This window comes from Actinoplanes sp. NPDC004185, assembly GCF_053603475.1.
The window spans coordinates 169541-192436 of record NZ_JBSGFR010000013.1 but is presented as its reverse complement, the minus strand read 5'-3'; the positions used below and the strand labels follow the sequence as shown (position 1 = coordinate 192436).

Annotated in this window: 17 protein-coding genes, 1 pseudogene and 1 riboswitch; of the genes and pseudogenes, 10 read left to right on the top strand and 8 right to left on the bottom strand. The window is 70.5% G+C overall.

Annotated features, from left to right (window positions below):
• From ACWEOZ_RS16215 to ACWEOZ_RS16205, 3 genes and pseudogenes are all read right to left on the bottom strand, one after another.
• Window positions 1-230, bottom strand: a pseudogene (locus tag ACWEOZ_RS16215) (RNA polymerase sigma factor SigF); the annotation flags it as partial.
• A 226-nt stretch (window positions 231-456) separates the two neighbouring features.
• Window positions 457-969 (bottom strand): LURP-one-related/scramblase family protein, encoded by a 513-nt coding sequence (locus ACWEOZ_RS16210; protein WP_451911469.1) that lies wholly within the window; start codon window positions 967-969, stop codon window positions 457-459.
• A 61-nt stretch (window positions 970-1030) separates the two neighbouring features.
• Window positions 1031-2215, bottom strand: coding sequence for a zinc-dependent alcohol dehydrogenase (locus tag ACWEOZ_RS16205; protein ID WP_451911468.1), 1185 nt, complete (start codon window positions 2213-2215; stop codon window positions 1031-1033).
• Between the two features lie 120 nt (window positions 2216-2335).
• Between ACWEOZ_RS16205 and ACWEOZ_RS16200 the strand changes: the two genes are divergently transcribed.
• Window positions 2336-3139 carry an SDR family NAD(P)-dependent oxidoreductase gene (locus ACWEOZ_RS16200; protein WP_451911467.1) on the top strand — a complete coding sequence of 268 codons (804 nt, stop codon included), beginning with the start codon at window positions 2336-2338 and terminating at the stop codon, window positions 3137-3139.
• A gap of 40 nt (window positions 3140-3179) precedes the next feature.
• Here ACWEOZ_RS16200 and ACWEOZ_RS16195 read toward each other — a convergent pair whose 3' ends face one another.
• Window positions 3180-4013, bottom strand: coding sequence for a helix-turn-helix transcriptional regulator (locus ACWEOZ_RS16195; RefSeq protein ID WP_451911466.1), 834 nt, complete (start codon window positions 4011-4013; stop codon window positions 3180-3182).
• Between the two features lie 358 nt (window positions 4014-4371).
• Here ACWEOZ_RS16195 and ACWEOZ_RS16190 point away from each other — a divergent pair, with 358 nt between their 5' ends.
• On the top strand, window positions 4372-7332 hold the full coding sequence (locus tag ACWEOZ_RS16190) for a discoidin domain-containing protein (RefSeq protein ID WP_451911465.1): 2961 nt from the start codon (window positions 4372-4374) through the stop codon (window positions 7330-7332).
• An 84-nt stretch (window positions 7333-7416) separates the two neighbouring features.
• A complete protein-coding gene (locus ACWEOZ_RS16185; protein WP_451911464.1) occupies window positions 7417-9069 on the top strand; it encodes a methyl-accepting chemotaxis protein in 1653 nt (550 codons plus the stop codon).
• Between the two features lie 57 nt (window positions 9070-9126).
• Here the strand turns inward: ACWEOZ_RS16185 and erm are convergent, their stop codons facing one another.
• Window positions 9127-9924 carry an ErmE/ErmH/ErmO/ErmR family 23S rRNA (adenine(2058)-N(6))-methyltransferase gene (gene erm / locus ACWEOZ_RS16180; protein ID WP_451911463.1) on the bottom strand — a complete coding sequence of 266 codons (798 nt, stop codon included), beginning with the start codon at window positions 9922-9924 and terminating at the stop codon, window positions 9127-9129.
• A 326-nt stretch (window positions 9925-10250) separates the two neighbouring features.
• Between erm and ACWEOZ_RS16175 the strand changes: the two genes are divergently transcribed.
• Window positions 10251-10982, top strand: coding sequence for a class I SAM-dependent methyltransferase (locus ACWEOZ_RS16175; RefSeq protein WP_451911462.1), 732 nt, complete (start codon window positions 10251-10253; stop codon window positions 10980-10982).
• Here ACWEOZ_RS16175 and ACWEOZ_RS16170 read toward each other — a convergent pair.
• Window positions 10967-12493 (bottom strand): cation:proton antiporter, encoded by a 1527-nt coding sequence (locus ACWEOZ_RS16170; protein ID WP_451911461.1) that lies wholly within the window; start codon window positions 12491-12493, stop codon window positions 10967-10969. The two genes, ACWEOZ_RS16175 and ACWEOZ_RS16170, sit on opposite strands and share 16 nt — an antisense overlap.
• An 86-nt stretch (window positions 12494-12579) precedes the next feature.
• Window positions 12580-12686: riboswitch (ZMP/ZTP riboswitch) on the top strand.
• Between the two features lie 19 nt (window positions 12687-12705).
• Between ACWEOZ_RS16170 and ACWEOZ_RS16165 the strand changes: the two genes are divergently transcribed.
• From ACWEOZ_RS16165 to ACWEOZ_RS16145, 5 genes are all read left to right on the top strand, one after another.
• Window positions 12706-14130 carry a glycine hydroxymethyltransferase gene (locus ACWEOZ_RS16165; RefSeq protein ID WP_451911460.1) on the top strand — a complete coding sequence of 475 codons (1425 nt, stop codon included), beginning with the start codon at window positions 12706-12708 and terminating at the stop codon, window positions 14128-14130.
• A 927-nt stretch (window positions 14131-15057) separates the two neighbouring features.
• Window positions 15058-16116, top strand: coding sequence for a glycosyltransferase family 2 protein (locus ACWEOZ_RS16160; RefSeq protein ID WP_451911459.1), 1059 nt, complete (start codon window positions 15058-15060; stop codon window positions 16114-16116).
• Window positions 16117-16155: 39 nt separating this feature from the next.
• Window positions 16156-16299: a hypothetical protein gene (locus tag ACWEOZ_RS16155; RefSeq protein WP_451911458.1), complete on the top strand. Its 144-nt coding sequence runs from the start codon at window positions 16156-16158 to the stop codon at window positions 16297-16299.
• A gap of 198 nt (window positions 16300-16497) precedes the next feature.
• Window positions 16498-17517, top strand: coding sequence for a glycoside hydrolase family 16 protein (locus ACWEOZ_RS16150; RefSeq protein WP_451911457.1), 1020 nt, complete (start codon window positions 16498-16500; stop codon window positions 17515-17517).
• A 48-nt stretch (window positions 17518-17565) separates the two neighbouring features.
• The gene (locus ACWEOZ_RS16145; RefSeq protein WP_451911456.1) at window positions 17566-18660 is read left to right on the top strand and encodes an L-dopachrome tautomerase-related protein; all 1095 of its coding nucleotides are present in this window, start codon (window positions 17566-17568) and stop codon (window positions 18658-18660) included.
• On the opposite strand, the gene ACWEOZ_RS16140 is transcribed toward ACWEOZ_RS16145, so the two are convergent.
• Window positions 18647-19150, bottom strand: coding sequence for a metallophosphoesterase family protein (locus ACWEOZ_RS16140; protein ID WP_451911455.1), 504 nt, complete (start codon window positions 19148-19150; stop codon window positions 18647-18649). The two genes, ACWEOZ_RS16145 and ACWEOZ_RS16140, sit on opposite strands and share 14 nt — an antisense overlap.
• A gap of 491 nt (window positions 19151-19641) precedes the next feature.
• On the opposite strand from ACWEOZ_RS16140, the gene ACWEOZ_RS16135 reads away from it, so the two are divergent.
• Window positions 19642-21858, top strand: coding sequence for a discoidin domain-containing protein (locus tag ACWEOZ_RS16135; RefSeq protein ID WP_451911454.1), 2217 nt, complete (start codon window positions 19642-19644; stop codon window positions 21856-21858).
• On the opposite strand, the gene ACWEOZ_RS16130 is transcribed toward ACWEOZ_RS16135, so the two are convergent.
• Window positions 21842-22864 carry a LacI family DNA-binding transcriptional regulator gene (locus ACWEOZ_RS16130; RefSeq protein WP_451911453.1) on the bottom strand — a complete coding sequence of 341 codons (1023 nt, stop codon included), beginning with the start codon at window positions 22862-22864 and terminating at the stop codon, window positions 21842-21844. The two genes, ACWEOZ_RS16135 and ACWEOZ_RS16130, sit on opposite strands and share 17 nt — an antisense overlap.
• Between the last annotated feature and the right edge of the window lie 32 nt (window positions 22865-22896).

The window sequence follows — 22896 nt, the reverse complement described above, 5'->3', positions numbered from 1 at the left end:
GCGGTCTGGACCAGGTCGTCGGTGGGTTCGCCGCGGCCGGAGTAGCGGTGGGCGAGGTGGCGGGCCAGCGGCAGCCAGGCCTCGATGGCCCGGTCCCGCAGCGATACGCGGGAGGGGTGGCCAACGGGCATGGCAGCCATGGCGTTCAGCAGGTCGGCGGCACTGTCGGCCGGCGCCTCGCTGATCGCGGGCTTCGTCTTGGCAGCCTCAACTGTCTGAGTGGCAGTCATCTCGGTCCTTCCTTGGCACCTGTCCGGAGAGCCGGCCCGGTTTACACCGGACCCGGTCGGGCAAGGTATCGCTATCTGTTTCGTGACCGGCGACGATTCAAGATCGCCGCCGTCCGCGCACACTTGGCCGTTCGGTTATGACGACCTTAGCCGAGAGGGCCATAGATGACTAGCCGAAAGTATGAGTCACTTTATGTAGTCGAATGGTCACAGTAGATTACTGGGATCATTCGTCGTTTTTGCGGTCCTTTTCCGCCTTCTTTTCCTCCCTGGTCAGCGCCAGGTCGAGGGCCAGCACCGAAGCGATGATCAGCACCGGGTCCTCGCCCGCCTCGACCTGCACCGCGTAGGTGTCGCGGATCGTCAGCCAGCGCTTCGACACCGCGGCCACGTCCCGGCCGTCGCGCTCGATCACGTATTCGTGATCGAGCAGGTCGCCCTTCATGGTCAGGTCCTCGGGGCCGGGGACATCGATGGTGAACTTGTCCCGGAACGGCGTGAAGAGGTTCTTGCGGACCTCGGCGGCCTTCTCCCCGCCGATCCGGATCTCGTACGTCGGGCGCAGCGACACCAGATGCCGGTGCACGCTGGCCACCTCGGTCCCGGACGCATCCTCGATGACCACCTTGTCGCGGGCGCTGAACACCTTGCCGTCGACGTGGAAGAGCTTGGCGCCGTGCTCGTCGAGGACGTCGAAGTCGTCGCCGATGGAGAAGAACTTCTCTCTGATCACATACATGGGCCCGATTGTGCCCCGTGGCGGCGGCACCGGCTCGCCGTTGAGCCGGTGCCACCGCGGCTCACGGCTTCAGGACGACCTTGATGCAGCCGTCCTCCTTCTTCTTGAACATGTCGTAGGCCTGCGGCGCCTGCTCCAGCGGCACCCGGTGCGTCGTCAGGTCGTCGACGCCCAGCGGGTCGTCGTCACCGGTCAGCAGGGGCAGGATGTCGTCCACCCACTGCTTCACGTGCGCCTGGCCCATCCGCAGGGTCACGCCCTTGTCGAAGAGGTCGAACATCGGGAACGGGTCGGCCTGGCCGCCGTACACGCCGATGATGGACACCGTGCCGGCCCGGCGGACCGCGGCGAACGCCGTACGCAGCGCGCCCATCCGGTCCACCCCGGCCTTGTCGATCGCCTTACGGGCGACCGCGTCGGGCAGCACCCCCGCGGCCTTCTGGGCGAACTCCTGGAACGGCGTGCCGTGAGCCTCCATGCCGACGGCCTCCACGACGCTGTCGGCACCGCGTCCGGACGTCAGCTCCAGCACCGCGGCCGGCACGTCGTCGACCTCGTCGAAGTTGATCGTCTCGATGCCGTGCCGGGCGGCCATGGCCAGCCGCTCGGGGACGTTGTCGGTGGCGATGACCCGGCCCGCGCCGAGGTGCCGGGCGATCCGGGCGGTCATCTGGCCGATCGGCCCGAGACCGGTCACGAAGACCGTGCCGCCAGGGGTGATGTCAGCCCACTGCGCGGCCTGCCAGGACGTGGTCAGCACGTCGGAGAGGAACAGGTAGCGCTCGTCGGGGTGACCCTCGGGCACCTTGATCGGCCCGAAGTGCGCCTGCGGGACCCGCAGGTACTCCGCCTGGCCGCCGGGGACCTGGCCGTACAGCTTGGTGTAGCCGAACAGCGACGCGCCCTTGCCGTGCTCCTTGACCTGGGTCGTCTCGCACTGCGCGAAGAAGCCCCGGCTGCACATCCAGCAGGAGCCGCAGGAGATGTTGAACGGGATGACCACCCGGTCGCCGGGCCTGATGTGGGTGACCTCGGGGCCGACCTCCTCCACGATGCCCATGGGCTCGTGGCCGAGGATGTCGCCCTGGTCCAGGTACATCCCCAGGACGTCGTACAGGTGCAGGTCGGACCCGCAGATCGCGGTCGAGGTCATCCGGACGATCGCGTCCGTCGGTTCTTGGATCTTGGGGTCGGGCACGGTCTCCACCGAAACCTTGGACGTGCCCTGCCAGGTGAGTGCTCGCATGCCGTGCGCCTCCGATGGGTGGTGTCACTTCAGGAGGTGCCCAATGCGAACCGGGATATTCCGGGGTTAGCCGACCCGTGCCCGGGCATCGCATCGAGACCGACGAGGAGAGGAACAACCATGACGGGACCGACGGGCCGGGAGTTCGCGGTGGTCACGGGTGCGTCCAGCGGCATCGGCTACGAGCTGGCCAAGCAGTTCGTGGAGAACGGCTACGACGTGCTGATGACCGCCGAGGACGAGGCGATCGAGCAGGCGGCGGCCGACCTGCGGCGGGACGGCCACCACGAGGTGATCGCGGTACGCGCCGACCTGGCCACCTTCGACGGTGTGGAGGAGCTCTACGCCGCGATTCTCAAATCCGGCCGCCCGGTGGACGCGATCGCCATCAACGCCGGCCGGGGCATCGGCGGCGACTTCGTCAGCCAGACCGAGCTGCGGGAGGAACTGAATGTCATCGACGTGAACGTGACGTCGACCGTGCACCTGGCCAAGCGGGTGCTGCCGGACCTGGTGGCCCGCGGGGCCGGCCGGGTGCTGTTCACGTCGTCGATCGCGTCGATGATGCCGGGCACCTACCAGGCCGTCTACAACGCGTCGAAGTCGTTCGTGCAGTCCTTCGCCGAGGCGCTGCGCAACGAGCTGAAGGACACCGGGGTCACGGTCACCGCCCTGATGCCGGGCCCCACGGACACCAACTTCTTCCACCGCGCCGAGATGGACGACACCAAGGTCGGCGCGAGCAAGAAGGACGACCCGGCCGTGGTGGCCAAGCAGGGCTTCGAGGCCCTGATGAAGGGCGACGAGAAGGTGGTGGCCGGCTCGGTGAAGACCAAGGTGCAGGCCGCGGCGTCCAAGGTCATGCCGGACAGCGCTAAGGCCCAGATGCACCGCAAGATGGCCGAGCCGGGCTCGGGCGAGTGAGCGCGACGGGTGGCGGGGCGCCGGCCCCGCCATCCGAGGCCTACAGGCGCTGGTCGCCGATGACCGAGAGCAGCTGGAGCTTCTCGTAGCTCGCCGAGCCCGGTACGGCGGTGAAGACCAGCAGTGTCTGGGACTGGTCCGGGTCGACCAGGGTCTGGCAGTGCAGGTCCAGCAGCCCCAGCTCGGGATGAAGAAAGCGTTTCTGATCCTCGAACACGGCACTGATGTCGTGGGCGCCCCACGCCGCTGCGAATTCCGGACTGGCCGCCAGCAGCGCGTCGATCAGAGCCGCCGCGCGCGAGCCGCGGCCCGCGCGGGTGTAGGCCAGCCGCAGCTGGGCGGTGTAGGTCCGCCCGTGCAGCTCGTGATCCTCCTCCGGATAGATCCGCCGTGAGTCCGGATCGGTGTACCAGCGGTAGACCGCGTTGCGCGCCGGGCCGGTCCAGCGGGAGTCGTCACCGAGCAGCGCGACCGCCGGTGGCGTCTGCCGCAGTGTCTCGCCGAGACTGCCCATGACCTGGGCCGGGGTGTCGGCCAGCCGGTCCAGGATGCGCATGATCCCCGGATTGATGTGGTCGGCGCGGTGCACCCGCTGCGGGGCGGCATGCCCGGCGATGCGGAACAGGTGGTCGCGCTCGTCCAGGCTCAGCCGCAGGCCACGGGCGATGGCGGCGAGCATCTGCTCGGACGGGTGCGGGCCGCGCTGCTGCTCGATGCGGCTGTAGTAATCGGCCGACATGTCGCAGAGCGCGGCGACCTCCTCGCGGCGCAGGCCGCCGGTGCGCCGGCGTGGCCCCCGCGGCAGCCCCACGTCCTCGGGCTGCAGCGCTTCGCGCCGGGTACGGAGGAAGTCGGCAAGCTGGGCACGGTCCACTCGCTCAGTGTCCCCGCGCGGCGGCACCGGATGAAGGACCTGCCGGTCCCCGGATCACCGGTCCCTGGACAAGCCGAGGCGCCGGCCTCGGGTGGAGCCGGCGCCATCGGTCGGGGGACGTTCCGCGGGGACGGTCCAGCCAGTTTCATCGATGCATTAGTTAACACGCAAGTAATCTGAGTTCCGGAACCACGGCCGCGGGTGAGGTGGATCTCCCCGTACGGGTTACGGCCGCGGTGGTCGGGCATGCTTGACGCTCGGTTCGCATCGAGCGCCCTCGTGGCCGAAAGGTGATTTGACAGTCTTTGGGGCGGACGCGAAGGCTGTCCAGGGCGTCCCGTTCCGCCGTGGAGGTTCCTTGTTCGCACTGTCCCGCCGCCGGCTGCTGGCCCTGGCCGGCGTCAGTGGCATCAGTGGTGCCCTGAGCCTGCCCGGGCCGGCGTCCGCCGCTGCGCCCGATCCGGTCGCCGATATCTACCGGCAGTTGTTACACATGCACACCCGGTGGGTGGAGGAGCAGTGGGACACCGGGATCGGTGCCTACCGCGCGGCGGACTTCCGCTTCGCCGCGGTGCTGGGCAACGCCGTCCTGCTCGGCCTGGACGACTACGACGCCCGCCTGGCCGATGTCGACGCCGGCACGCTGAAGGCCAAGACCGTCGCCACGATCCAGCGGTTCGCCGCCACCAACCGGTTCGCCGGCGGCACCGAGTGGGGCCGGCAGCTCTTCTGGGACTCCACATTCGAGCTGTATTTCGTGCTCGCCGCCCGGTTGCTCTGGGCCGACCTGGACGCCCAGACCCGGCGCAACGTGCAGCAGATCGCCGTGGGTCAGGCCTCGTACGCGTACGGGCTGGGCTCCGACGACGACCCGCTCAGCGGTGACTGGTCGCCCAACGGCACGGCCGGCGGCTGGCTCGGCGACACCAAGCTCGAGGAGATGGGCGTCTACGCCCAGGCCATCGCGCCCGGCCTCGCCTGGGCCGGTGACGACGAGGCGGCCGAGGGCTGGCGGGAGCGTTTCCTGCTCTGGGCCACGAACGCGAGCGGCCTGCCCGCCGCCGACCTGGCCAACCCCGCCGTCGTGGACGGGGAACGGATCGACCAGCGGGCCACCGCGCACAACCTGCACGACTCGTTCATCGTGGAGAACCACGAGTCGGCCAACCCGCACTACCAGGCCGAGCTCTGGCGTACGGCCGGGCGCGCGGCGATCCACTTCCTGGTCGCCGGTCGCCCGCTGCCCGAGGTGCTCACCCGCCAGCCCAACGGCGCCCAGCTCTGGGCGACGTTGCGCCTGCTGGCCAGCGACGCGGGTGAGCCGGTCATGCCGATGGTCGCCGACCGCTACCACCTGTACGGCCGCGACGTGCTGCCGCTGGCGTTCCTGGCCCAGGTCCAGGGCGACCGGGATGCCGCGCGGGCCGAGGCCGACCTGGCCGAGCGCCTGGTGCCCTACCTGCGGTACGAGCCGAAGTACCAGCTCACCAAGTTCAGCGGCGAGGACAAGTACGAGCCCGAGGCCCGCGCCGAGCTGGCCATCTCGTACCTCTTCCACCGCCTGCGCGACCGGCCGGTCCAGCCGGTCGGCCGAGCGGAGTTCTTCCGCCGCGCCAGCGGCACCCGGGACTTCGGCCGTGACGTCGGCCTCACCGCCCACCAGTCGGAGCAGGCGTTCGCGGCGGCCGTGACCAAGCCCGGCTTCGTCAACTTCCTCTGGCAGCCGGGACACGACAACTGGCTGATCGACACCCGGGAGCCGGCCTTCCTGCCCCCGGACACCGCGCCGACCGCCCGGTGGACCAGGGCGTGGAGCGAGGTCCGCGACGGGGTGGACGCCACCGCCACCGTGCTGGCCGTCGCCGGCGGCCGGGCCGGCTTTGCCACGCTGCCGACCGGCACGGTCGTCTACGCGAGCACCGGGCTCCCCGGCGAGGGCCGCCTCACTCTGTTCAATCTGTACATGCCGGGTGTGCCGGGGCTGACCGGCAGCCGCCTGTTCACCACGCCCACCGGCTCGGCACTGCTCAGTGACCCGGGTGACGGCGACATCACCTTCGCCCCGCGGGACGCCCGCTGGGTGCGGATGCTGGGCCGCGAGCCCGGCACCGAGTACGGCTACTCGATCTTCACCTTCTCCGTGCTGGACACCAGCGGCGCCGACCTGGCCCAGGGGGCGATGCCGACCGCGTCCTCAGAGGACATCTGGAATCCGGCCCGCAACGCCACCGACGGCAACCCGGACACCCGCTGGGCCGTGGCCCGCGAGGAGCGCGGCCGCGCCGACAGCTGGCTCGCCGTGGACCTGGGTTCCGCCGTCCGGGTGGCCGGGGTGCGCATCGCGTGGGAGGCCGCGTACGGCAAGAGATTCGTCATCCAGACCTCGACCGACGGCCTGAACTGGACCGACGCGGCCGCGGTGCCGCAGACCCGGTCGGCCGCCGGCTGGGTCGGCATCGACGGCCGGGCCGGCCTCGTCACGCACGGCACCAAGCGCAAGATCGTGGTGAGCCCGACCGAGGTGGTCGCGCCGGCCCCGATCATCGAGGGGTATCCAGGCCGCCGCACCGACCTGGCGAAGCTCGCCGCCCGCCCGTTGCCCACCGCTCGGGGCCTGCTGATCAGCGACGCCGACGGTTATCTGAGCGTCTTCAATCTCGCGGCCCGGCCGGTGACCGGGGCCGTGGTGCGCGTGCCCTCCGCCCGCCGGCTCTACCGCGGCCACCAGGTGGCTCGCCGCCGGGGCCTGGACTGGACGGTCAGCCTGGCCGGCGGCACCGCGGTCGTCGAGCCGCCCCGGTTCACGGTCGAGGACGCGGTGCCCGACGGCACCCGGTTCGAGGTGGCCGACTCCCACCACCTGACCGTCACCGCACCCGCGAAGCACAAGGTGGTGGCCACCGTCCGGGCCGGATCCTGGTCGTCGACCATCCGGGTGTCCGCCGGACGGTCGCGCAGCGTCACGGTGCCGGGTGCCCCGGTCACCCCGACCGCCGACCTGGCCCGGGGCCGCACCACGTTCCCCACCTCGCCGCTGCCGGCCGGGATGAGTGCACCGGCCCGTGCCGTGGACGGCGATCCGCGCACGGCGTGGCGCCCGGGCCCGGCCGGCCGGATGGTCGTCGACCTGGGTGCCGTGGTGGCGGTCGCCGACGTGCAGCTGACCTGGTCCAAGGGCCGCCGCCGACCGGTACGGGTCGAGGCCTCCCGGGACGGCGTCACGTACGCGCCGCTGGGTGGGCAGGCCCGTTATGTGGCGGTCGCGGTCGAGGGCTGGCGTCCGGGCGACGCGGAGCTGGTGCATCTCACCGTCCGGTGAACCGCTGCTGGATCAGCTTTCGCATTTTGCCCCACTTTCTCCGCTCGTGGAGCGATGATTCATCGCGAGCGGAAGGTGACGGGAATGCCGAATGCAGTGCTGAACGACGCCCAGCAGGTCACGGTGAAGCGCAGCCCGATCACGGGCCTGCTGGCCGACCGCAGCCTGGCGGTGAAGAACGTGGTCGCGGTGGCCGCGATGGCGATCGTCGCCGTGGTCGTCGGCGGGCTCGGCATCTACCGGATCTCGGAGATGAGCGACGACCTCACCCAGATGAAGGCCGAGCACGTCGACAGCCTCCAGCAGGTGGCCGAGCTGCGCGGGGGCATCGCCGAGATGTTCCGCGGCATGCTGCTCTACCAGATCGGCACGGACGCCGCCGGCAAGAAGCTGGGCCGGGACGCCGTCAGCGCCGCGGACACCAAGATCGACTCTGCGCTCGGCGCCTACTCCGAGATCGCGGCGGACTCGCAGGCGCGGCAGCAGAGCCTGGCCACCTTCACCGAGGCTCTCAAGCACTACCGGGCGCTGCGCGACACCGTCCTCTTCCAGGAGCCCATCTCGGGCGGGTACACGCTGCCCGCGCCGGACCAGATCCTCAACGAGTTCAACAGCGTCGAGGGCGCCATGAACACGTCGGTGGCCGACCTGCAGAAGCTGGAGGACACCGAGGCCAACGCCCTGGCCCAGGAGGCCGGCAAGGAGTTCCGCTCGGCCCGCACCATCATGATCGCCTCCCTGATCATCGGCATCCTGCTGGCCGCCGCCATCGCCATGCTGGTGGTCCGGCTGATCAAGCAGCAGCTCGCCACCGTGGCGACAGCACTGGGCGCGGTGGCTGACAACGACCTCACCATCCCGGCCGAGGTGCGTTCCCGCGACGAGCTGGGCCGGATGGCCATGGCCGTCAACCGAGCCCGCGACGGGCTGCGCGCCACGGTCGGGTCGCTGACCACCGGCGCTCACAACCTGGGGGCCAGCACCCAGCAGCTCACCGGCGTGACGGCCCGGATCGGCGAGAGTGCCCGCGAGGCCGCCGCCCAGGCCGGTCTGGTCGCGGCGGCCGCCGGTGACGTCTCCGGCTCGGTGCAGTCGGTCGCGGCCGGCAGTGACGAGATGGGCGCCTCGATCCGCGAGATCGCCCAGAACGCGAACGACGCCGCGCAGGTCGCCTCCAGCGCCGTCGGCGTCGCCCAGAGCACCAACGACACCGTCGCCAAGCTGGGCACCTCGTCCGCCGAGATCGGCGACGTGGTCAAGGTGATCACCGCGATCGCCGAGCAGACCAACCTGCTGGCCCTGAACGCGACCATCGAGGCGGCCCGGGCCGGCGACGCCGGCAAGGGCTTCGCGGTGGTGGCCAGCGAGGTCAAGGACCTGGCCCAGGAGACCGCACGGGCCACCGAGGACATCTCCCGGCGGGTCGAGACCATCCAGGCCGACACCTCCAGCGCGGTCGAGGCGATCGGCGAGATCTCGCAGATCATCCAGCGGATCAACGACTACCAGGTCACCATCGCCTCGGCGGTGGAGGAGCAGACGGCGACCACGGCCGAGATGAGCCGCAGCATCGGCGAGGCGGCCGGCGGCAGCTCGACCATCGCGACCAACATCAACGGCGTGGCGCACTCGGCCGAGCAGACCAGCAGCACACTGGTGGAGGCGGACGCCGCGGTGAGCCAGCTCAACGGGGTGGCCGAGGAACTGCGCGTGGTGGCGGAACGCTTCCGGGTCTGAGCGCCCGGACCGGAACGGACGAGGGCCTGCCGGCCGCAGCCGGCAGGCCCTCCGCCGTCACCGCCGCGGGGCGTCGGCCAGCCGGAACAGCGTCAGCCACTGCTCCGGCCAGACCAGACCCACGGGTACGCCGGTGGCCAGCCGCGCCGCCCGGAACGCCGAAGAGACGCGCCGGTCGCCGTACCGCCGGGACAGTGAGCTGTGCAGCGAGCCGCCGACGCCGGTGAAGCCCACCTCGACGAACCGCCGGTAGGCGGGCAGAGCCGCCGGCTCGACCAGCGGCACCCGCCGCCGTTCCAGGCGCAGGATGCCGCCGTCGACGCGCGGCACCGGGCGGAACGCCGACCGGGGGATCCGGCCCGCGAGCGTCCAGCTCATCAGCGGCCAGGTGCTGATCGTGAGCCGGGTCCACCGCCCGTAGCCACCGGTGCGTTTGCGGGCGTACTCGAGCTGGGTGAGCAGGGTGGCCGCGGTCAGCGTGCGGGCGTGCAGGCACCAGTCCACGACCGCCGACGTCAGCGCGTACGGGATGTTGCCCACCACCGCGAACGGCCGGTCCGGCGGCGTGGCCCGCAGGAAGTCCGCCACCCGTACGGTGAGGCCGGGCAGCGCCGGCAGCCCGGCCGCCACCTGCGGGTCCACTTCATAGCTGACCAGGTTGCGGGTGTGCCGGGCCAGCTCGGCGGTGAGGACGCCGCGGCCGGCGCCCACCTCGTACACCAGGTCACCGGGCCGGATGCCGGCCGCGGCGACGACCTGACGCACCGCGCGCGGATCGGAAAGGAAGTTCTGGCCGAACGCCCGGCGCGCGCGGGCGTGCTCGCGTCCGGCCGGTTTCGAACGGGGTAGTGCCATGGCCGTGGTCCTGTCTGCCGCCTTCTCGGCGGCGAACGCGGACAGGCGTCATCGTGGCCCGTCCGGTGGAAGAGGACGCGGGGGGCCCTGGCGCAGCAAGCGGCTCTAGGCGGTGCGGCGGCGCAGGGCGCGACGCCGGTGGCGCAGGCGGGACGAGTGCAGCGGTCCCCGCGCCACGGGCGTCAGAGCCCGGCCGAGGAGAGCATGCGTCGTAGGCATCCGGTGACCTTAACCTCGGCCGCCGGGGCCGGTCATGTGGTTTTCTCCGGTGCGCCGCGGGTGAAAAGCGGTGGCGGCCCGGACGCGGCTCTGGTTGCGTTCAGGGGATGACCGACTTCGATGATCCCGCGTTCTTCGGCGACCGCTGGGCGAGTCGCTACGACGACCTGAGCCAGGGCCCGGACCCCGCGGCGGCCGTGGACTTCCTGGCCGGGCTGGTCACGCCCGGGGCCCGGATCCTCGAGCTGGCCATCGGCGGCGGCCGGGTGGCGATCCCGCTGGCCCGCCGGGGCTTCGCCGTCGAGGGCGTCGAGGCGTCCCAGGCCGTCGTGGACAAGCTCCGCGCCGTGCCGGGCGGCCAGGACCTGCCCGTCCGCACCGCGGACATGGCTGATGTGCCCAGCACCGGGCTGTTCCCGCTGGTGTACGTCGTCTGGAACAGCCTGTTCAACCTCACCAGCCAGCAGCGTCAGGTGGACACGTTCCGCAACGTGGCGCGGGTGCTGGAGCCCGGCGGGGCGTTCGTGCTCGAGTGCTACGTGCCCGACCCCGCCGCCTACGACCGGCAGTTCAGCACCGACGACGTACGGGAGGACTCGGTCGGCTTCACCCTCACCGTGCACGACCGGATCGCCCAGCGGATCCAGATGCAGCACGTGACGGTGGACGGCAAGGGCGTCCGGCTCCTGCCCACCGCCCACCGCTACTGCTGGCCGGCCGAGCTCGACCTGATGGCCCAGCTCGCCGGCTTGCACCTGCGGGAACGGTGGGCGGACTGGGACCGTACGCCGTTCCGCGCCACCAGCGGCAGCCACATCTCGGTCTACGCCAGGCCCTGACCGAGCGTGCTCGCGGCGGCCTGCCGCAGATCGATGTCGCCGATCAGCCGGCGGGCGGTCTCCTCGTCCAGCTCACGCCGCATCATGGCCTCGCTGACCGCCAGCCGCTGCTGGTCGTAGCCGTCGCCGGCCGCCGTCGCGATCTCCACGCCCCGGGCCAGCATCGCCCGGGCCTGCTCCTCCTCGCCGCTGACGTCCAGCCGCAGCCACCGGACCAGCAGGCGGATCGTGGTGCCCTGCAGCAGCAGGGTGCCCAGGGTGACGAACAGCGCGATGGCCTGAATGGCGTCCCGGCCGGGGACGCTCTCCGGGACCGCGGCCGCCGCGGCCAGGGTGAGGATGCCGCGCATGCCGGTCCAGCCCACCACCACGCTCTCCCGTACGCCGGGAGCCGCCAGGCGGGTGCGGTCGCGGTCCTCGCGGCGGCCACGGGACCGGCGCTGCGCGATCCGGGCGGCCCGGCCGGGGTCCCGGGCGAGCCGGGCCCGGGCGAGGCGGTCGCCCATCCGCCACCGCCCGAACAGCAGGAACACGCCGACGAGCCGCAGCAGGACGGCGGCGATCAACAGCACGCCGGCCGCGATGAGTGTGCGGCTCAGGCCCGGCTCCGGCTCGGCGGCCAGGTCGTCCAGCACGAACCTCAGCTGCAACCCGATGTATGCGAAGACGAACGTCTCCAGCAGGAAGTCGACGACCGGCCAGAAGGCGTCCTCCTGCAACCGGGTCCGGTAGGCGCCCGGATACTGGTGCCGCGGGTCCAGGGACGTGTTCGCGCTGATCAGGAAGGCCGCGGAGACCACCGCGATGATGCCGGAGGCCTCGACCTGCTCGGCCAGCAGGAACGCGGTGAACGGCACCAGCAGCACCAGCGTGGTCTCCAGGGTCGGATTGCCCAGCCGCTTGCGCAGCAGCAAGGTGGCCGCCGTCAGCAGACCGCCGATGGCCGCGCCGAGGGCCGCGTTGCGCAGCAGCTCCAGGGTGCCGGCGCCCCAGCTGGTGTGCTCCCCGGCGACCGCGGCCACCGCGATGCTGAACAGGGTGAGTGCGGTGGCGTCGTTGACCAGGCTCTCCCCGGTCAGGATCGAGGTGACCCGGCGGGGCAGGCCCAGCTCCTTGCCGTGCGACACGGTCGTGATGGTGTCCGGCGGGGCCAGCACCGTACCGAGCACGAAGGCGGCGGCCAGCCCGATCGACGGCAGCAGCCACGAGGTCACCACCCCGAGGGCGCCCGCGGTCAGCACCACCAGCAGCACCCCGAGGTCGATGATGCTCCGCAGGTTCTGCCCGAACCCCGTGGCCGAGGCGTTGCGGGTGGCCGAGTAGAGCAGCGGGGGCACCACGATCGCCAGGATCAGCTCGCTGTCCAGCTCCAGCCGCGGCACCCCGGGCACGAAACTGATCCCGGCGGCCAGCGCGACGATGACCAGCCCGGGCTGCACGCCGCGCCGGTGGGCCAGGGCGGACACCGCGATGCCGGCTCCGGCGATGAGCAGGATCTGTACGCCGTTCATGATCGCCAGGCTAGTGGCCGGGCCCGCCGGTGTGACGTACTCCCTGGATGAGCGATCGCGTGGCCGGGGCCGCGCCGGTATGCTGGTCGGCGGGCCGTGACTGGCGCGTTCGGATGGGCCAACCATCGGGGAGCGGCCCCGTGCCGGACGACCGTTCTCCGGAGACGACCTGCCGTGCGCCTGGGCCTCTTCACCTGTGATAGGGAGGTCCGATGTCTGCACTGAACGCCGAATCGACCGCGTTCCGCTCCGCCCTGGAAGCGGTCCGCGCCGTCGAGCCCCGCATCGCCGACGCGATCGCCAAGGAGCTCACCGACCAGCGTGAGTCCCTCAAGCTCATCGCCTCCGAGAACTACGCGTCCCCGGCCGTGCTGCTCGCGATGGGCAACTGGCTCTCCGACAAGTACGCCGAGGGCACGATCGGCCGCCGCTTCTACGCCGGCTGCCAGAACGTCGACACCGTCGAGTCCGTCGCCGTCGAGCACGCCAAGGCCCTGTTCAACGCGCCGTACGCGTACGTCCAGCCGCACTCCGGCATCGACGCCAACCTGGTCGCGTACTGGGCGATCCTGGCCGACCGGGTCGAGGCGCCGGCGCTGGCCAAGGTGCAGAAGCGCAACGTCAACGACATGACCGACGCCGAGTGGGCCGAGCTGCGCGCCGCGTTCGGCAACCAGCGGATGCTCGGCATGAGCCTGGACGCCGGCGGCCACCTCACCCACGGCTTCCGGCCCAACATCTCCGGCAAGATGTTCGACCAGCGCAGCTACGGCGTCGACGCGGCCACCGGCCAGATCGACTACGCGGCGCTGCGTGAGTCGGCCAAGGAGTTCAAGCCGCTGGTCATCGTGGGCGGCTACTCGGCGTACCCGCGCAAGGTGAACTTCCGCATCATGCGGGAGATCGCCGACGAGGTCGGCGCGACCTTCATGGTCGACATGGCCCACTTCGCGGGCCTGGTCGCGGGCAAGGTCTTCACCGGCGACTTCGACCCGATCGCGAACGCGCACATCGTCACCACCACGACCCACAAGAGCCTGCGCGGCCCGCGCGGCGGCGCGGTCTTCTGCCAGCCCGAGCTCTCCGACCAGGTCGACCGGGGCTGCCCGATGGTCCTCGGCGGCCCGCTCGCGCACGTCATGGCGGCCAAGGCGATCGCCTTCGCGGAGGCCCGCCGGCCCGAGTTCGCCGACTACGCCCAGCGCATCGTCGACAACTCGCAGGCCCTGGCAGCCGGCCTGACCAGCCGCGGCGCCACGGTCGTCAGCGGCGGCACCGACAACCACCTGGTCCTCATCGACGTCGACAAGTACGGCCTGACCGGCCGCCAGGCCGAGCAGGCGCTGCTCGACTCGGGCATCGTCACCAACCGCAACGCGATCCCGCAGGACCCGAACGGCGCCTGGTACACGTCCGGCATCCGGATCGGCACCCCGGCGCTGACCACCCGGGGCCTGGGCACGGCGGAGATGGACCAGATCGCCGAGCTCATGCACACGGTGCTGAGCAGCACCAAGGCCGGCGCCTCGAAGGCGAAGTTCGACCTGGACGCGGCGGTCTCCGACCGGGTCGCCAAGCAGGCGACCGAGCTGCTCGCCGACTTCCCCCTCTACCCGACGGTGGACATCTCGGCCTGAGCAATGCCCCAGGCCGTGCTGTGAGATTCGGGGACCCGCTCATGAGCGGGTCCCCGAACTGTTCATCGACCGAGGTTGTTGTCGTCGCAGGTGGTGGAGACGGTCCCGGGTGAGGGTTGCTCGCAGGCCGGTTCGGCGTCGTCGGACGACGGACACCCGGTCAGGAGTAGCGCAGTCGACGCCGCGACCGCGGCGCAGATCGCAAGGTGCCTCCAGGGCCGGCGCCCGGTCGGCGTGGCCGGTCGGGGACCGGCAAACGCGGGGTCAGGAGCCGTAGTGCTTCTTGAGTCCATGTGGTCACCCAGACTTGAGTCGCGGTAGCTGCATCGGTCGGCGCTGGAGTCGAGGGCATTGATCCGTCGAGCCGGAAAGAGAATGCGACTGCGGCACCTTCACCGTCCAGCGTGGTTGGCGTCAGGGCGACACCACCGTAGCTTGCCGCTCGGCGAACGCTTCGCGGGTGATGTAGCGCTTGAGGCATCGCATGATCCTGGTCCTGGTCGGTCGCGGGCACCGGCTGAACGTTGGACAGCACGGGGACGAGGGAGGCCGGCTCCGGATTCCTGGCCGCCGGCCGGGCATTTGCCCCACTCTGTTTTCCCGGGCGCGCCGCCGAACACCAGGCCTGCCGCCGCCGAACAACGGATCACTCCGGCGCCATGGCGCCGTGTCACCGCTGACTGTTGATCGTGGGTGACCGAACGGCCGAACGCTGCGGAGTGCATGCCGCCTCCTTCACTCCCAAGGGTGCAAAACGGGCTCTTCAACGGGCAAAACGGGCTGGCATCATTTGGCCGGTGAACGGCCGCGGGCCGTTTCTCACCTCCCCCCGTTGGTAGCTCTTGGCGATGCCGTGCGCATTGCTTCGGAAGGCGACAAGTGCGAGACAGCAATTTTGCGGGGCATGGGCGGGCCGACGTGGTGGCGTTGATTCCGGCACACAACGAGGAGCGCTCCATCGGGGCGACCATCGAGGCTCTGCTGGCGCAGACCCGGGTGCCGGACCGGATCATCGTGATCGCGGACAACTGCTCCGACAACACTGTTGCCGTCGCCGCGTCGTATCAGCACCCGTCGTTGACGGTGACGCGGACGGTCAACAACCGGGACAAGAAATGTGGTGGCCTGAACGCGGCGTGGCGGCAGTACGCCCTCGACTCGGACATCGTGATCTGCCTGGACGCCGATACGATTCTGCCGGGCAACGCCGTCGAGGACTGGGTGCGGGAGTTCGCCGAGGACCCCGGCCTGGCCGGGTCGAGCAGCAAGTTCACCATGCGCGGCACCGAGTTCCTCGTCCGGTTGCAGCGGGCCGAATTCGCCAAGTGGACGGACGCCTCGCTGCGACGGGGGTGGACGTCGGTGCTCGCCGGGACAGCCTGCGCGATGCGGAACTCGGTGCTGCACGAGGTGGTGCGCACCCATCGCCGATACGGGCCGTGGCTGCACGCCAGTCAGGTCGAGGACTTCGAGTTGACCTACCGGATCCGCGAACTCGGCTACTACTGCCGGGTCTCCCCGACGGTGCGCGCCTACACCGACGCGATGCGTACGGTCAAAGCGCTGTGGGGCCAGCGGATGAAGTGGCAGGTCGGCACCGTCGAGGACCTCATCCGTTTCGGCCTGAACCGCAGAACGTGGATCGATTGGCGGCAGCAGGCGGCCGGCCTGCTCGCGGCTACGGTGCGGTTCGGCTGGCTCTTCTGCACCGTCCTCTACGCCGCGCTCGGGATCCTGCATTTCGCGCCGATCTGGTTCCTGGTGCCGCTGCTGTTCATCGCCAACGACGTGAAACAAGCGCTGCGGATCCCTGACCGTGACCGCTGGGACGTTCTTCTCGCTGCTGTGCTGCTGCCGCAGGAAGCGTTCGCCTGGATGCGCGCCGGCTGGTTCATCGCTGCCTGGTTCGAAGTTCTGAAAAGCAAGTTCACCGGTAAGCGCAAGGACCGCTGGAATCTGCAGTACGCCGCCGAAGGCGCGGCTTAACCAATACTGAAAGGGCAAATAACAATGTATGGAACGAAGATGGCGTTCGCGGGTGGTGGCGCTGTTCCCGTCGCCGGTGTGCTCATCGACCTGCCGGCCTGGATTCTCGCGTCGGTCACCATCACCTTCGCTGTCGGGGCGGTCGTCGGCCTGCTTCGCCCCAGCGGCAAGACGAAGCCCTGACGGCCGCCGGTGACCGTCGGCCTGCGGCAGCGTGCGGTTGCGATGGTGGGTCTGGTGATCGCCTCGGCCGGCCTGTACGGGCACATCGCCGGAGCATCCGAAGCGATGGTCGGTGACCCTCCCTGTGGGACTCCGCTTCTGAACGTCCCGGGCAGCGCACCCGGACCCCCGGTCGAGGTGGGGTGGACCCACCGCTGGATGAGTTCGCCGCCCGCCGTCAACGACTCCCACTGCTACCTGTTCCCGGTGCCGGCCGGCGGCACCTGGCTGGTCACCTTCGGCGTCGCGATGCGGGTCGATCAGCCGGTTTCCACCGTCGAGGTGTCGGTCGACACGACCGCTGGGCACGAGACGCACGTGGTCAGCACCGACACGCGGCTGAGCCGGGTGTCCGTGCTCGTGCCCGCGCCGGCCGGCCCGCTCCGGGTCTCGATCGTGGAACGCGGTCATCGGGTGGCGGTCACCTCCGCAGCACTCACCCTCGCCCGGCATGACACCGCGCCGCTGACGTCCGTCTTCTCCGACGAGTTCGACGGCATCGGCACGGCACCGGACGACGCGAGGTGGCGGCTCGAGACCGGCTTCGGCACATGGGGGAACAACGAACAGCAGACGTACACCGCAGACCCAGCGAACGTGCAGGTCGCGGCGGACCAGCTCGCTGTCGTGGCGCGGCGTGGACTCCCGGATACCGGAGTCCGCTACACGTCGGCCCGACTCAACAGCACCTACTCCGGTACGTACGGTCGGATCGAGGGCCGGATCAGAACTCCGGGTGGCACCGGGCTGCTCCCCGCCTTCTGGATGCTCGGCGTCGACGCCCGGCACGGGGGCTGGCCGGCCTGCGGCGAGATCGACATCATGGAGCACCTCGGCAGCCGGGAACCGCACACCGTGCATGCCTCCCTGCACGGACCCGACCTCGGTGGCACGCCGTGGAAAACAACTATGTCGACCGGTGCGGCGGCGCCCTTGGCCGACCAATTCCATACCTATGCGGTGGACTGGTGGCCCGGCCTCATCCAGATGTCGGTCGACGGGACCGTCTTCGCCACGTACGCGCCCGAGGACCTGCCGCCTGGCCGGCAGTGGGTCTTCGACAAGCCGTTCTACCTGTTGCTCAACGTGGCAGTGGGCGGTGACTGGCCCGGTGAACCGGATGCGACCGTGACCTTCCCGCAGACCATGTTCGTCGACTACGTCCGGTGGCTGCGTTGACCTCGGCCCCCCGGGTGATTGCCCGCCGAAACCGGGTAGCCCGGTGTCATGACCGACCAACCGAGCGACCAGCCCATCGGCGATCTCGAGACCGTGCACACCTTCGACGACGGGCCGATGCCCACCGGCGTCAGTGTCTCGGCCGGCGGGCGGATCTTCGTCAACTATCCGAAGTGGGGCGACGAGGTCGCCTTCACCGTGGCCGAGCTGCGGGACGGCACCGCCGTTCCCTATCCGGACCAGGCGTGGAACAACCCGTCCGGGGATGACGATGCGAAGGCCTTCGTGTCGGTGCAGAGCATCGTCGTCGACCCGGCCGATCGGCTCTGGGTGCTGGACACCGGGAGCCCGTTGTTCCAGCCGACCAGGCCCGGCGGTCCGAAGATGGTCTGCGTCGATCTGAGCACCGACACCGTCGTCCAGACGATCGTCTTCGAGCCCGACGTGGCGCTGCCCACGACCTATCTCAACGACGTGCGGTTCGACCTGCGGCGCAACGTCGCCTACATCACCGACTCGTCCGACCAGGGCCCGAACGGCATCATCGTGGTCGACCTGGCGTCCGGCACGGCCTGGCGGAAGCTGCACGAGCACCCGTCGACCAAGGCCGAGCAGCCCCCGGCCTTCCTGCCCGTGGTCGAGGGCGCCCCCGTCCTGGAGCGTCCGGCCGAGGGCCCGGCCAAGCCGGTGCTGATGGGCGCGGACGGCATCGCCATCAGCGCGGACGGCAGCCGGCTCTACTACTGCCCGCTCGCCTCACGGCACTGGTACAGCGTGTCGACCGACGCCCTGGTGGACCGCTCCGCCAGCGCCGACGAGGTGGCTGCCACGGTGGTGGACGAGGGAGACAAGGGCGGTGTCTCCGACGGGCTGGAGACCGACGACCAGGGCCGGTTGTATCTCACCCACGGCGAGCACAACGCGATTCTGCGGCGGCTGCCGGACGGCACGCTGGAGACGGTGGTGCACGATCCGCGGCTGCTGTGGCCCGACACGATGTCGGTCGCCGCGGACCGGCACCTCTACGTGACCGCCAACCAGCTGCACCGCCAGGCCAAGTACCAGAGCGGTACGGACCGGCGGCAGTACCCGTACTCGCTGTTCCGGGTGCCGATCGACGCCGGCCCGGTCAGGCTCGTCTGACGATCCGGTGCAGCTCGACGCCGGTCAGGACCCCGTCCGACACGGTCGCCGTCTGGTACGTCGCGTACGGCTGGCGGCGCCGGTCGGTCGGGGAGCCCGGGTTGAGCAGACGCAGGCCGGTCTCCGCCGTGGTGTCCCACGGGATATGGGAGTGGCCGAAGACCAGCACGTCCGTGTCCGGGAACCGGGCCGCGCAGCGCTCCTCGCGGCCGGTGGCCTGACCGGTCTCGTGGACCACGGCCAGCCGTAGCCCGTCCAGGTCGGCCCGGGCGATCTCGGGGAGCCGGGCGCGCAGGGCCGGACCGTCGTTGTTGCCGTAGCAGGCGATCAGCCGCTTCGACCGGGCGGTGAGCTCGTCCAGCAACGGAACGTCGACCCAGTCCCCGGCGTGGAGGACGACGTCGGCCGCGTCGACCGCCGCCCACAGCTCGGCCGGGAGGTCGCGGGCCCGCTTCGGCAGGTGGGTGTCTGCCATCAGTATCAACCGCATGACGCCACCCTAGAACCCCGGCGGACGAGGAAGCGCTTCCCGCGAGAAGGACCGCAGTGTCCCTTTTAGTCTTTAAGAGGCTTACGAGCGTCTTGCAAGTGCGGGCTCATTCGGGCGGGCCGATCCGACGGTGAGAACCGTTATCCAGCCGATTTTCCCGTCGGTGACGAGTCGCGGAAGCTGCTGCCGGAGGGGCGCGTCAGGACCCTATCAGCGCACGTCGGAACCGGTTCCGGAACTACCCGGCGGGGTGGCCGGCCGACCCTACGGGAAAGCTTCCGTGCAGCTAGGGCGGTTGTCGGCGGCAAAAACCGGTCCGGAAACATCGCCGCCGATCCTTTGACACATGGCCGTAACGAACTTAGCGTCCAGGAAGCAGTGAAGCGCTCTCTTCGATCGCTCCGGCTGTCATCCCCAACGGGCGCTTTCCCCGGCTCCCGCCCCTCGGACGCGTGACCCCCGCGCCCGTACCGCTGTGTCTAGGAGAAGCAATGGTCATCCCCGCTCCCTCCGTCGCCCCCGGGCGGTCACGCCGCCGATGGCGGCTCGCCGCCACCGGCGCCCTGGTCGCCACCGTCGTCGCCGGCTTCGGCGCGGTCACCGCGCTGAGCGCCGAAGCCGCCGAGACGCTGCTCTCCCAGGGCAAGCCCGCGACCGCGTCGTCCTCGGAGAACCCCGGCGCCTTCCCGGCCACGGCCGCGGTCGACGGCAACACGGGCACCCGCTGGGCGTCCGCGTTCGCCGACCCGCAGTGGCTGCAGGTCGACCTCGGCGCCAGCTCGGCCATCACCCGCGTCGAGCTGAACTGGGAGGCCGCGTACGCCCGGACCTTCCGGATCCAGACCTCGCTGAACGGCACCACCTGGGCCGACGCGACCGCGGCCACGGCCGGGACGGCCGGGGTGCAGAGCCTGCCGGTCTCCGCCACCGCGCGCTACGTGCGGATGTACGGCACCGAGCGCGCCACCCAGTACGGCTACTCGCTCTGGGAGTTCAAGGTCTTCGGCGGCACCACGGAAACGCCGCCGACCACCACCCCGCCCACCGGACCGACGCTCCCGGGCGGCGGCAGCCTCGGCGCCAACGTGACGGTCTTCGACCCGACCATGTCGATGGCGTCGATCCAGAGCACGGCCGACGCGATCTTCAAGCAGCAGGAGACCAACCAGTTCGGCCTCCAGCGCAACCTGCTCGCGTTCAAGCCGGGCACCTACAACGGCCTGAACATCCAGGTCGGCTTCAACACCTCGGTGATCGGCCTCGGCCAGAACCCCCAGGACGTACGGATCAACGGTGACATCACCGTCGACGCCGGCTGGTTCCAGGGCAACGCGACCCAGAACTTCTGGCGCTCGGTCGAGAACATCTCCCTCTACCCGGTCTCGGGGGCCAACCGCTGGGCCGTCTCGCAGGCCGCGCCGTTCCGGCGGATGGACATCCACGGTGACCTGAACCTCGCTCCGAACGGCTACGGCTGGGCGTCCGGCGGCTACATCGCCGACTCGCGGATCAGCGGCGTCGAGGGTCAGTACTCGCAGCAGCAGTGGTTCACCCGCAACAGCCAGATCGGCTCGAACTCCAACGCGGTGTGGAACCAGACCTTCGTCGGCGTGCAGGGTGCCCCGGCGGCCAGCTACCCGACCCCGCCGTACACGGTGATCGGCCAGACCCCGGTGATCCGGGAGAAGCCGTACCTCTACCAGGCCAACGGCCAGTACGCCGTCTTCGTGCCCAACCTGCAGACCAACGCGGCCGGCGTGACCTGGGCGAACGGCAACACCCCGGGCACCAGCATCCCGCTGAGCCAGTTCTACGTGGCCAAGCCGGGTGACTCCGCGGCGACGATCAACCAGGCGCTGGCGCAGGGCCTGAACCTGATGTTCCAGCCGGGCGTCTACCACGTGAACCAGACCATCAACGTGACCCGGGCCAACACCGTGGTCATGGGCCTGGGCTACGCGACGATCATCCCGGACAACGGCGTCACCCCGATGCAGGTGGCCGACGTCGACGGGGTCAAGCTGGCCGGCCTGTTCTTCGACGCGGGCACCACCAACTCGGCCAACCTGCTGGTGATCGGCCCGAACGGCTCCTCGGCGAACCACGCCGGCAACCCGACGACCGTGCAGGACGTGTTCTTCCGGATCGGCGGCTCGATCGCCGGCAAGGCCACCAACAGCCTGCTGGTCAACAGCAACAACACGATCATCGACCACATCTGGGCCTGGCGGGCCGACCACGGCAACGCCGGCACCTACGGCTGGACGGTCAACACCGCGGACAGCGGCCTGATCGTCAACGGTCAGAACGTGACCGCGTACGGCCTGTTCGTCGAGCACTACCAGAAGACCGAGATCCTCTGGAACGGCAACGGCGGCCGCACGTACTTCCTGCAGAACGAGCAGCCGTACGACCCGCCGTCGAACGCCGCCTGGCGCAGTGACGGCGTCGGCTACCCGGCGTACAAGGTGGCCGACAGTGTGTCCACCCACGAGGCCTGGGGGATGGGCAGCTACGCCTTCTTCCAGAACAACCCGGCGGTGCACTCGGCCAACGGCTTCCAGGCGCCGGTCAACGGGGGAGTGAAGCTGCACAACATCTTCACCATCTCGCTCGCCTCGGGCACCATCGACCACGTCGTCAACAACATCGGGCCGGCGGCCACGGCTGACCAGGTCGTGCCGCGTACGGTCACCAACTTCCCGTAGATCGACCGGTAACCTCACCGCTGCCGCGCGGGATCAGGGTCGTCGGAATCCTGATCTCGCGCGGCTCTGCGCTGAGCCCGTCCATCCGCTCGAAGAGTGCCTTCGCCGCGGCCCGGCCCATGGCCGCCGGGTCCTGGGCGATCACGGTGATCCCCGGCTCCAGCAGGTCGGCCAGCGGGAAGTCGTCGAAGCCGACCAGGGCCACGGTGTGTTGCCGGCCGAGCCGGCGCAACGCCCGGATCGCGCCGATGGTGATCAGGTTCTGACCGGTGAACAGCGCGGTCGGCGGCTCCGCCCGGGCGAGCAGGTCCAGCGTGGCCGCCTCGGCCGCCGCCGAGTCGTGCAGGCCACCGACCACGGTCGGCGCCAGCCCGGCGTCGTCGAGCACCGTGAGATAACCGCGTAACCGGCGGCGGGACGTGGCAATCCCGGCCAGGTCGCCGAGGAACGCGATGTGCCGGTGCCCGTACCCGATGAGGTGCCGCACCGCCTCGGCCGCCCCGGCCATGTTGCCGGTCAGCACGGTGTCGGCGGCGAAGCCGGCGGCGGGCCGGTCCACGAAGACCACCGGGATGTCCGGTGGCAACTCCCGCGCGAGGAACCCCTGGTCGGGCCCGGCCGGCGCGAGGATCAACCCGTCGGTGTGCCGGCGCGCGAAGGCCCGGGTCAGTTCGCGCTCCCGCTCGGGGTCCTCGTCGAGGCTGCCGGTGAGCACGTACACCCCGCGGGGCCGGGCCTCGTCCTCCACCGCTCGGTGCAGCACCGCCGAGAACGGGTTGCCCACGTCCTCCAGCAGCAGGCCGATGGTCGCGGTCCGCCGGTCGTTGCGACGGAGCATGCTCGCCCCGAGGTGCGGGCGGTAGTGCAGCGAGTCCACCGCCGCGCGGACCCGGGCGACCAGGGCGGGGTCCACCGTGGTCTCGCCGTTGACCACCCGCGAGACGGTCTTGAGGCTGACCCCGGCGGTGCGGGCGACGTCGTTCATGGTGGGTCGCCCGGGGGTCATGGTTCCCTCCATTGATCGACTTCCGCCGATGT